The 9,870-nt window shown below is 70.4% G+C and carries 7 protein-coding genes; 6 read left to right on the forward strand and 1 reads right to left on the reverse strand.

The window, feature by feature from the left end:
- Nucleotides 1-55 precede the first annotated feature (55 nt).
- From AB0N16_RS15835 to AB0N16_RS15850, 4 genes are all read left to right on the forward strand, one after another.
- Nucleotides 56-1,579 carry a DUF4331 domain-containing protein gene (locus tag AB0N16_RS15835; protein ID WP_365796948.1) on the forward strand — a complete coding sequence of 508 codons (1,524 nt, stop codon included), beginning with the start codon at nt 56-58 and terminating at the stop codon, nt 1,577-1,579.
- 186 nt (nt 1,580-1,765) lie between these two features.
- Entirely contained in the window at nt 1,766-3,172 is a 1,407-nt protein-coding gene (locus AB0N16_RS15840) for a tetratricopeptide repeat protein (protein ID WP_365796950.1), read from the forward strand.
- Nucleotides 3,173-3,201: 29 nt separating this feature from the next.
- Nucleotides 3,202-5,055, forward strand: coding sequence for a nickel transporter (locus AB0N16_RS15845; protein WP_365797139.1), 1,854 nt, complete (start codon nt 3,202-3,204; stop codon nt 5,053-5,055).
- A gap of 44 nt (nt 5,056-5,099) precedes the next feature.
- Complete coding sequence (locus AB0N16_RS15850; protein WP_365796952.1) at nt 5,100-6,710, forward strand: serine/threonine-protein kinase; 1,611 nt, start codon at nt 5,100-5,102, stop codon at nt 6,708-6,710.
- A 32-nt stretch (nt 6,711-6,742) separates the two neighbouring features.
- On the opposite strand, the gene AB0N16_RS15855 is transcribed toward AB0N16_RS15850, so the two are convergent.
- Nucleotides 6,743-7,540, reverse strand: a complete 798-nt coding sequence (locus tag AB0N16_RS15855; protein WP_365796954.1) for an SGNH/GDSL hydrolase family protein — start codon at nt 7,538-7,540, stop codon at nt 6,743-6,745.
- A gap of 330 nt (nt 7,541-7,870) precedes the next feature.
- Between AB0N16_RS15855 and AB0N16_RS15860 the strand changes: the two genes are divergently transcribed.
- Nucleotides 7,871-9,079 carry a S8 family peptidase gene (locus tag AB0N16_RS15860; RefSeq protein ID WP_365796956.1) on the forward strand — a complete coding sequence of 403 codons (1,209 nt, stop codon included), beginning with the start codon at nt 7,871-7,873 and terminating at the stop codon, nt 9,077-9,079.
- A 139-nt stretch (nt 9,080-9,218) separates the two neighbouring features.
- Entirely contained in the window at nt 9,219-9,665 is a 447-nt protein-coding gene (locus AB0N16_RS15865; RefSeq protein ID WP_365796958.1) for a hypothetical protein, read from the forward strand.
- The last annotated feature ends 205 nt before the right edge of the window (nt 9,666-9,870 follow it).

Consider the following 9,870-nt stretch of genomic DNA (forward strand, 5'->3'; position numbering starts at 1 on the left):
CCTCCTGCTCCGTATACCCGTCCGTCAAGCAAGTTGGGACCGAGGGACGGACGGCATGACACCTCTAATCTCCAGGAGCGGCGCGGGGCGCAAGGGCCTTGTCTCGCTCATCTGTGGGGCACTGGCCACCGGCGGGATCACAGCCGCCAGCGTCGCCGCGCTGGAACCGGGAGCGGCCTCCGCCTCCTCCCACCGGGAAGCCCCGCTCATCTCGGGCACCCCCCAGTACGACAACACCGACCTGTACGCGTTCGTGAGCCCGGACAAGCCCGACACGACGACGATCGTGTCGGACTACATCCCCTTCGAGGAACCGGCCGGCGGCCCGAACTTCTACCAGTTCGCCGACGACGCCCAGTACGACATCCACATCGACAACGACGGTGACGCGCTGGACGACCTGATCTTCCGCTACACCTTCCACACCCAGATCAAGAACAAGAAGACGTTCCTCTACAACACGGGAGTGGTCGACAACCTGACCGACCCGGACCTGAACGTCACGCAGTCGTACGACATCGACCTCATCAAGCTGAAGAAGGGGAAGGAGCAGTACAAGACGAAGGTCGCCGACGACGTCCCGGCGGCCCCGTCGAACGTCGGCAAGGCGTCGATGCCGAACTACGCGAAGCTGCGCTCCCAGGCCATCTACAAGACGTCGAACGGCGGCGCGACCTTCGCCGGGCAGGCGGACGACCCGTTCTTCGCCGACCTGCGCGTCTTCGACCTGCTGTACGGCGGCAACCTCTCCGAGGTCGGCCGGGACACCCTCAAGGGCTACAACGTCAACACGATCGCCCTCCAGGTGCCGAACTCCCTGATTCGGCAGTCGGCGTCGCGTCCGACCGTCGGCATCTACACGACGACCCAGCGCAGGAACGCGCAGGGCTACTACGCGCAGGTCTCGCGCCTCGGCAACCCGCTGGTCAACGAGGTCGTCAACCCGCAGAAGGACAAGGACAAGTTCAACGCGTCCCAGCCCAAGGACGACGCGCAGTTCCTGAAGAACGTGACCAACCCGGAGCTGCCGAAGCTCATCGAGGCGATCTACCACATCAAGGCGCCGTCCGAGCCCCGCAACGACCTCGTCAGCGTGTTCCTGACGGGCGTCAAGGGCCTCAACCAGGAGCAGCCGTACGCGACGCCGTCGGAGATGCTGCGTCTGAACACGTCCATCAAACCCACCGCCAAGCCCAAGCGGCTCGGTGTCCTGGACGGTGACAACGCGGGCTTCCCGAACGGCCGCCGGCTCACCGACGACGTGATCGACGAGGCGCTGCAGGTCGTCGAGGGCGAACTGGTCGGTTCCAAGAACGACCTGGGCGACGCGGTCGACAAGAACGACAGGGGCTTCGAGAAGTACTTCCCGTACGTGGCCGAACCGACGTCCGGTTCGCGCGGCGCGCTCGCCAAGGCCGCCGGGAGCAGCACGAAGAGCGCCCTGGGTGACGCCCTGACCAGCTCCGACAGCAGCAACACGACGCTGATCGCCGGGTCCGCGGCCGCGGGTGCGGCGGGCGTGCTGCTGATCGGTACGGCGTTCGGCTGGTGGCGCCGCCGGATGCAGCGGCCGTACTGAGCGCTGTTGCGACTGGGGTAGGGGGGTGACTGCGGGCCGGTTGTGGCTGGTCGCGCAGTTCCCCGTGCTCCCCGCGCTCCTTGTGGGGCGCTGAATGCCCCCCATTGACTGGCGCGGCCCGCTTCCCACTCAATCCCCCACGGCAGCGGGCCGCGCCACCCCGTGCGACATCTATGAGGAGAGGGCATGGCCCCGGCTACGAACGACAAGCAGCCCGCCAACCCGAAGGACGACGAGCGGGTCACCGCCCTGCGCCGCTTCGCCGCCGCGGGGCGGAACTGGCGGCGCGCCCAACTCGCGGGTTCGGCCGTGCTGTTGGCGATCGCGCTGACCGGCGGAGCAATCGCCTTCGGGGCGTCCGGGGACGGCGGTACGCCGATGGCCGCGTCGGGTGCCGTGTCACCGGCGCTGCTCGCGAGCGGGGATCTCGACACCAGCATCGCCTCCCTCCAGGCCCATCTCCGCACCCAGCCGAAGGACTCCGACAGCTGGGCCACCCTGGGCCTGGCCTATGTCGAACAAGCGCGCACCAAGGGCGATCCGTCCCGCTACCCGCAGGCCGAGAAGGCCCTCGAGCGCGCGCTCCAGATCACCCCGGACAACGACCAGGCGCTGGCCGGCCAGGCCGCGCTGGCCGCCGCCCGGCACCAGTTCGCGGCGGCGCTCACCTACGCGGACCAGGCCCTCAAGCAGAACCCGTACAACGCCGGAGCCCTGTCCTCCCGTATCGACGCCCTGGTCGAACTCGGCCGCTACGACGATGCGGCGAAGGCGGCCGACCTGGCCGACCAACGCAAGCCGGGGGTACCGGTGTTCACCCGGTACGCGTATGTGCGGGAGCTGCGGGGTGACGTGAAGACGGCCCGGCAGGTGCTGCAACAGGCGCTGTCCACGGCCACCTCGAAGGGCGACATCGCCTACGTGGCCGCGCAGCTCGGTCTGCTCGCCTGGAACCAGGGCGACTACAAGAGCGCGCTCGACTACTACGCCCGCGCGCTGACCGCCGACGAGACCTACCTCCCCGCACTGGAGGGCCGGGCCCGCGCCCAGGCGGCGAGCGGCGACCGGGCCGCCGCCATCAAGGGCATGGAACTGGTCGTCTCCCGCTATCCACTGCCCCAACCGCTCGTGGAGCTCGGCGAGCTGTACGAGGACCGGAACGCCAAGGGCGACAAGGCGAAGGCCGAGGACCAGTACGCGCTGGTCGAGGCCTGGATCGCGCTCGCCCGCGCCAACGGCGTCAACGCCGACCTCGACACCGCGCTCGCCGCCGCCGACCACGGCGACAAGGCCGAGGCCCTCAAGGCCGCCCGCGCCGAGTGGGCCCGCCGCCACACCGTGCACACGGCGGACGCGCTGGCCTGGGCGCTCCACGTGAACGGCAAGGACAAGGAAGCACTGCCGTACGCCCGCCGGGCCGCCGCCACCGGCTACCGCAACGCCTCCTTCCGCTACCACCTGGGCATGATCGAGCTGGCGAAGGGCGACAAGGCGGCCGGCCGGGCCGCCCTCACCAAGGCCCTCAAACTCAACCCCGGCTTCTCCCCGCTGGGTGCCCGTACGGCCCGTAAGGCGCTGGAGGCCTCGAAGTGAACCGCCGCCGCGCCGCCGCCCTCTTCGTCATGGCCTGTGGCTTCACGCTGCTGCCGGCCACGGCCGCGAGCGCCCACCCGCTCGGCAACTTCACCGTCAACAAGTACGACGGTCTCGTCGCCGCCCCCGGGCAGCTCCGCGTCGACCATGTCGAGGACCTGGCCGAGATCCCGGCGACCCAGGCCAAGCCCGATTTGAAGCGGCTGGGCACGGCCGGGTGGGCCGAGCAGCGCTGCGCGACCGCGGCCGACGGCAGCACACTCACCGTCGAGGGCAAGGCGACCGCGCTCACCGTCGCGACCAGCCACGCCGAACTGCGTCCCGGCCAGGCGGGTCTGAACACCCTCCGCGTGGAGTGCCGGTTCACCGCCCCTCTCCCCAAGGGCAGCACGGCCACCCTCTCCTTCCACAGCGCGGGCACCGACACCGGTCCCGGCTGGCGGGAGATCACGGCCCGCGGCGACCGGATGACGCTGACGAGGACGGACGTACCGAAGACGTCCGTCTCCCACGAACTCACCAGCTACCCCAAGGACCTGCTCTCCTCCCCGGCGGACATCACGACCGCCGCCGTGCGCGCACGGCCGGGCGGCCCGGCCCTCGCCGAGGAGCGGCAGGACGCCCCGGGCGCCGCGATCCTCCCCCGGGGCGTCGACCACTGGACCCAGGCCCTCACCGACCTGGTCGCCCGCAACCACCTCACCGTCGGCTTCGCGACGCTGGCGCTGTTCATCGCGATCGGCCTCGGCGCGATGCACGCGCTGGCGCCGGGCCACGGCAAGACGCTGATGGCGGCGACGGCGGCGGCCCGCGGCGGCCGCGCCCGCCTCCGCGACGTCCTCCCGCTGGCCGCGTCGGTCACGGTCACCCACACGCTGGGCGTGGTGGCCCTGGGCGTCCTGGTCACGGCGGGCTCGGCGGCGACGCCTTCGGTGATCGCGTGGCTGGGCATCGCCAGCGGTCTCATGGTGCTGGCGGCAGGCGCGAACCTGACCCGGAGGGCGTGGCGGAACAGGGCCCACGAGCAGGCGCACGCCCACGGTTATCACCACGAGCACGACCACGACCACGCGCACGCGGCGGCCGAGAAGCGAGAGCTCGTCCTGGTCGGAGCACACGAGCAGGGCCACGTACACGCCCGCACGCACGACCACGGCCACAGCCCTTCTCGCAGCCATGGCCACGACCACGACCACGACGACAGTCACGCACACGAGCACGGTCATGTGCACCCGCACGACCACGGCCGCAGCCCTTCTCACGGCCACGACCACAGCCACGCCGGCGCTCACAGCCACGCTTACAGCCACGCTGACAGTCACGCTGACCGTCACAGCCATGGTCACGACGCCCAGTCACATGCGTGCGCCGCCACGGCGGGTGAGGCCGATGGCCGGTCCGCACCCCGCACAGCCCGTCCGGCGATCGAGGACGAGGCCGTTCGGGCCGAAGGGGCGTCCGGGGGCGCAGCCCCCGAGAGCGGTCACGCCGACGTGCCGCACAGTCACGGCGGGTTCACCCACACCCACTCCACGGCCCCCACCCTCCGCGGCACCATCCTCCTCGGCTTCGCCGGGGGCATGGTCCCCAGCCCCTCCGCCGTGGTCGTGCTCGTCGGTGCCGCCGCCCTCGGGCAGGCCTGGTTCGGGCTGCTTCTGGTCGTCGCCTACGGCGTCGGTCTCGCGCTGACCCTGACCGCCGCCGGGTTCGCCGTCGTCAAGCTGGGTACGGGAATGACCCGGGTGTTGGACAAACGCCCTCGCTGGACCACCCATCCCATGGCCACACTGGTCCGCAGGACCACCCCGCTCGCCTCGGCGCTCGTGGTCGTGGCCCTGGGCGCCGGATTGGTACTCAAGGGCGCCGCATCCGCACTGCTCTGAGTTACGTTTGTGATGAATAGCGCGAGCTGCCGTGGGGAGCACCCGTGACCGAAGAGCCGGGCCGTGAGCGAGTGATCGCGGGCCGCTACAGACTGTTGTCCCCGCTCGGCGAGGGCGGCATGGGCACCGTGTGGCGGGCCCGCGACGAGGTGCTGGGCCGCGAGGTCGCCGTCAAGGAGGTGCGGGCGCCGGCCGGGCTGCCCGGCCCCGACGTCGAGCGGATGTACGCCCGTCTGGAGCGCGAGGCCTGGGCCGCGGCCCGGGTCGCGAACCGCAATGTGGTGACGGTGTACGACGTGGCGATGGAGGGCGGACGGCCCTGGGTCGTCATGGAGTTGATCCGCGGGGTGTCCCTCGCCGACGTACTGGACACCGAGGGCCCGATGTCCCCGCAGCGGGCCGCGGGCATCGGCGCCGAGGTGCTGTCCGCGCTGCGGGCCGCGCACGCCGCCGGGGTGCTGCACCGGGATGTGAAGCCGGCCAACGTGCTGCTGTCGAACGACGGACGGGTGGTGCTCACCGACTTCGGGATCGCCACCGTCGAGGGCAGCTCGGCGCTGACCATGACCGGTGAGGTGATCGGCTCACCCGAGTTCCTCGCCCCGGAACGGGCGTTGGGGCGCGCGTTCGGCCCCGAGTCGGACCTCTGGTCGCTCGGGGTGCTGCTGTACGCGGCGGTGGAGGGCACCTCCCCGTTCCGGCTGGACACCCCGTTGAACACGCTCCGTGCCGTGGTGGACGAGGAGTTGCCCCCGTCGCACCGGGCGGGGCCGCTCACCCCGGTCCTCGAGGGGCTGCTCCGCAAGGACCCGGCCGACCGGCTATCGGCCGAACAGGCCGACCAGGACCTGCGGTTGGTCGCGGCAGGCGGTACCCCTTCCTTCGGCGGCACGCCCCCCACCGCCGCCACCGTCCCCGTTCCGGGGCGGTACGACGCCCCGACCCTCGTCGCCCACCAGCGGCAACCGTCGTCCTCCACACCGCCGTTGCCCACCCCCACGGACGCCCGGCCGCCCGCGGCCGGCCGCGACGGCACCCGGAGCGCCGGGACGCTGCTGATCGTCGGCCTGGTGCTGGTCGTCCTCGCGCTGGGCGGCCTGACGTACGCCCTGCTCAACCGCGACAACGGCGACGGCAGCGGCGACGACAACGCCGGCGCCGGCCAGTCGGCCAGCAACCTCAACTCCCCGGCGCCCAGCCGAAGCAGCAAGGGGGAGTCCAAGTCCCCGTCGCCGTCCGCGAGCAGCAGCGCGCCCGCGCAGAGTGTGAAGGTCGGTGTGGCCGGATCCCGCACCGACTACTCGGGGAGCTGTCCGCCGTCGACCGCGCAGGCCCCCGCCTTCACGGCGACGTTCACCGTCGGGAGCGTGCCGGCGGAGGTGCAGTACCGCTGGGTGCTGAAGAAGGGGTCGCTCGACGACCAGGGGTGGAAGACGCTGTCCTTCCCGGACGGCGGCGGGAAGACCCGGCAGACCGGGGTGACCGTGACGACCTGGTCCGACAGCGGGACGCTCAATGACGCGATCGCCGTCGAGGTGCGCAGCCCGGTGACGGGTACGTCCAACTCGGTGCCGTTCTCGGTGACCTGCACCAAAACGACGGAGACCCCGACCGGCGGGGCCTCCTCTTCGCCGTCACCCACCAGCTCGTCCTGAGTACGGACGAGCTGCCGCTGACGTACCGATGGTCACGCGTTGCTGGTCAGGACCGGCAGATAGCCGCCGGAGTGGCCGGCCGCGGTGGGGTGGTACGACTCGCCGATGTCCAGCCAGTTGACGCTGTGCAGCCAGGAGCTGCTGGAGCAGATCTCGTGGCCGGAGAACGTGGTGCGGATGTCACCGAAGACGAAGCCGTGGTCGGCGGCGCGCTTGGCGATCGCGGCGTCGATGTAGTCGGCGGCGTTGTTGATGGCAGAGCGCTTGGCCGCGGAGAGGCCGAGGCAGGTGGTGCCCAGCTTGTAGAAGCGGGGGTAGCCGAGGACGACGACCTTGGCGTTGGGGGCCTTGGCGCTGATGGCGTCGTACACGTCGTCGAGCTTGCCGGGGAGTGTGGAGTCGACGTAGGCCTCGGCGGTGCTGATCCGGGACAGGCAGGTGCTGTCGGAGCTGAGCACACAGGTCGTCATGACATCGGCGAAGCCCGCGTCGTTGCCGCCGATGGTGATCGAGACCAGGGCGGTCGAGGAGCTGAGGGTGCCGAGCTGGCCGGAGAGCACGTCGCCGGTGGTCGCGCCCGAGCAGGCGAGGAACGAGAACGAGGACGGGCTGTGGGCCGCGTTCCACAGGTAGGGGTAGGCGTTCGTGCTGCGGTCGCAGCTGCCGCTTGAGCTGATGTAGCTGCCGGCGCCGACGCCGGACGAGTACGAGTCGCCGAGCGCCACGTAGCCGCCGGTCGCGGCCTGCGCTTCGGTCGCGGCCCCGGCGAGAGCGAGGCCGGTGGCGAGGAGGAGTGAAGTCACGTATGCCGTAATTCGGGAACGTCTCATGGAACCTCCCTTTAGCAGGATCTCTGCCACAACTGTCGTACCAACTACGCGTGTTGACGGGAAGTGTCCATGCCAAAACTTTTCGGGCCCTCAACCAGTCCTCACCGGACCGATCCTGTGCGTTGCCGATGCGTTTGATTGCGTGTCCATGACAGCTCTGTGACAGGTCGTCAACTCCCTTGTCCTTTGCCTCGGGAAAACCGATTCTTTACTCGGCCCGGGAGCGGAACGCGACGCTGCCAGGGCCGTGTGCGCGAAGCCGCGCGCACACCCCCACATCCGCGCGCGCCCGACCCCGGCGCGCGCTGCCTGGAGGAGGACTCCCTCGTAATGGCACATCTGCGTACCCAGAAGCTGCGGTTCGCCGCCGTCACCACCGTGGCGGCCGCCGCCCTCGTCGGCGGACTCACCGCACTCCCCGCCCAGGCCGCACCCGCCACCGGCAGGGTGCTGCACGCCGGCTCCCCCACGGCCGTCAAGGGCAGCTACATCGTCACCCTGAAGAACAGCGCCGGCTTCAAGGCCTCCTCGACCGAGGGGAAGGGCCTGATCAAGGAGTACGGCGGCACGGTCCGCACAACGTTCGGCAAGGCGCTGAACGGCTACTCCGCCAAGCTCTCCGCGACCCAGGCCGCGAGACTGGCCGCCGACCCGTCGGTGGCCGCGGTCGAGCAGGACCAGACGGTCCACCTCACCGACACCACCCAGTCCAGTGCCCCCTGGGGCCTGGACCGCATCGACCAGGCGAGCCTCCCGCTGTCCGGCACCTACACCTACCCGGACACCGCGGGCAGCGGGGTGACCGCCTATGTGATCGACACCGGTGTGCGCATCACCCACACCCAGATCAGCGGACGCGCGTCCTACGGCTATGACGCGGTCGACGGTGACACCACCGCCTCCGACGGCAACGGCCACGGCACCCATGTGGCGACCACCATCGCGGGCTCGACCTACGGTGTGGCCAAGAAGGCCAACATCGTGGCGGTGCGGGTGCTGGACAACAGCGGCTCGGGCACCACGGCCGGCGTGATCGCGGGCATCGACTGGGTGACCTCGAACCACACCACCCCGGCGGTCGCCAACATGTCGCTCGGCGGCTCGGCCTCCACCTCACTCGACACCGCGGTCGCCAACTCCATAGCCAGCGGGGTGACCTACGCGATCGCGGCCGGCAACAGCAGCGCCAACGCCTCCTCGTACTCCCCGGCCCGGGTCGCGACCGCGATCACGGTCGGCGCCACCACCAGCTCCGACGCCCGGGCCAGCTACTCCAACTACGGCTCGGTCCTGGACATCTTCGCGCCCGGCTCCTCCATCACGGCGGGCTACAACACCAGCGACACCGCCACCGCCACCCTGTCGGGCACCTCGATGGCCACCCCGCACGTGGCAGGGGCGGCCGCCGTATACCTCGCGGGCCACACCTCGGCCACCCCGGCCCAGGTCGCCACGGCACTGGTCAACGGTGCGACGTCCAACGTGCTCACCAGCGTGGGCACCGGGTCGCCGAACAAGCTCCTGAAGCTCACGTCGTAACGGAAAACGAACGACTTGTTCCCCGGAGACACCAGGTGTCCCCGGGGAACGGTCATGTCCGGAGGCCCGCTTGACGCCCCCCGTTCCGCTGCGCCAGATTGAAGTCCGGCATCCGACGCCTTGGGGGGCAAAGTCGGCCATGCAGACCATACGGCTCAAGACACCGTCACCAGAGGGCGGCCAACGGGCACGGCCAGGACCGGGGAGGGACCTGGGACCGCTGCTCGCGGGCGCCGCGACCACCGTCGCCGGTACCGGCGCGCTGCTCGCACTGACCGACTCGGGCTCGCCACTGCGCGGCCCCTTCACCCTGCTCTTCCTGATCGCCGCGCCGGCCGCGGCGATCGGTCTGGCGCTGCGCGGGCTCGATCCGTTCGCCCGGGTGCTCACCGCACTGGCGGGCGCGGTCGCCCTGGACATGCTGCTCGCACAGGGCATGCTCGCCACACACCACTGGTCCTGGCGCGGGGGAGTCGTCGCCGTGACCGCATTCAGCGTTCTGCTGCTTCTGCTGGTTCGGCTGCGGCCAGTGGAACGAATTCCCGAACGGACATCCCGACGGACCGGGAATATCCGTTCGAATTAAAGAACAAGGTCGGCCCGCATTACGTAACGGCCAAACCAACAAAAACGTGAGGCCCACTTCCAGGCCTTGCCATACTGGTCCAATCATCAATACCGTCGTACATCTCACCCGCATCGGATCGTCAGCAAGCGGCTCCAGGGGAGGGCTCAAGGACCGCGATGTTCCGGAGCGGGGCGCGGTAGGGGGGTGCCGTGCTCGGTGACCG

It is taken from the genome of Streptomyces sp. NPDC051105, assembly GCF_040682795.1.
In the GTDB taxonomy this organism is placed as follows: Bacteria; Actinomycetota; Actinomycetes; order Streptomycetales; family Streptomycetaceae; genus Streptomyces.